The organism is Streptococcus sp. GMD6S (assembly GCF_000297015.1).
Window position 1 is genome coordinate 1 of sequence record NZ_AJRH01000175.1, and the last position, 1,014, is coordinate 1,014.

At 36.9% G+C, this 1,014-nt stretch carries 1 protein-coding gene; it reads left to right on the plus strand.

Annotated elements, in window-relative coordinates:
• Positions 1-439: 439 nt before the first annotated feature.
• Positions 440-1,014 (plus strand): DUF2268 domain-containing putative Zn-dependent protease (locus tag GMD6S_RS09470; RefSeq protein ID WP_001166705.1); only part of this gene is annotated, 575 nt, incomplete at its 3' end.

Sequence of the window (1,014 nt, forward strand, 5' to 3'; positions counted from 1 at the left end):
AGCTGGAGCTTCAGTTACTCTTAAATAATAGAGCAACTACATTAGTAGCTTAAAAACATGATAAAACCGCTATTCTTAGGAGTAGCGGTTTTTCTTTTTATATTTCATGGGGTACAAATGGGGCAAACTAATTATATAGTTTATCTAGGAGACAAACAAGTTTTGAATAATAGGCTTTCCATAAAAAATAATACAAGTTTTTACCCTTCAGGATTTATTTTTTTCTGGTATCATCATTCCTATGAACAGTAGAAAAGTAAGTTTTTAATTTATTGATACTCCGGATATTACAATCTCAGTATTAAAGAACTTTATTGAAGGTAATTTTCGAACGGTTTGAGGTAATTTCAATGAAATTTTAATAGATATTTCAATTTTCTTCTTGACTCTGACCCTAGGTAAGGGATTATACTAATAGTAGATAAGAAAGGAGATTATTATGCAAATCAATATGATTCGTTCAGATAAAGTTTATCAGGAGATGCTTGAGCTTCCTTTAGAAAAGAGAGAAGGTCTCTTTCGAGCTAAAATATTAGCACCTTTTGCAATGAAATACCAAACGCAACACATCCCTTTGAAAGCAAAGTACCCTGGAGGATTTGATGCTCTATTCCTACTTGGCTTTATGAATCAGTTGCCCGGAACTCTATCAGAAAAGGATAGACCGGCTATCGACGCTCTGAGCTCTGATCAACTCTGGCAGGATTGTCAAGATACCATCAAGAGGAGTATTGGTCTTTTTGAGCAAGCTGGCTATGACTTAGAGGTTGAGGATTACTATTTTACTATTTTATTGGGCAATCCAGAAAAACCTATGCTACAGCTCAATAAGGGTTACAGCGGAGATGGAGGAATTCCAGGCTACCTCATGCTTAGTTTACTACCAAATGACTATACTTTACCCCGTGTGCAGGCAGCGTTAGCCCATGAGTGCAATCACAATGTCCGCTTCCAATTTGTCAAATGGAACCAGCAGACGACACTAGCAGACTGGGTAGTCAGTGAAGGATTGGC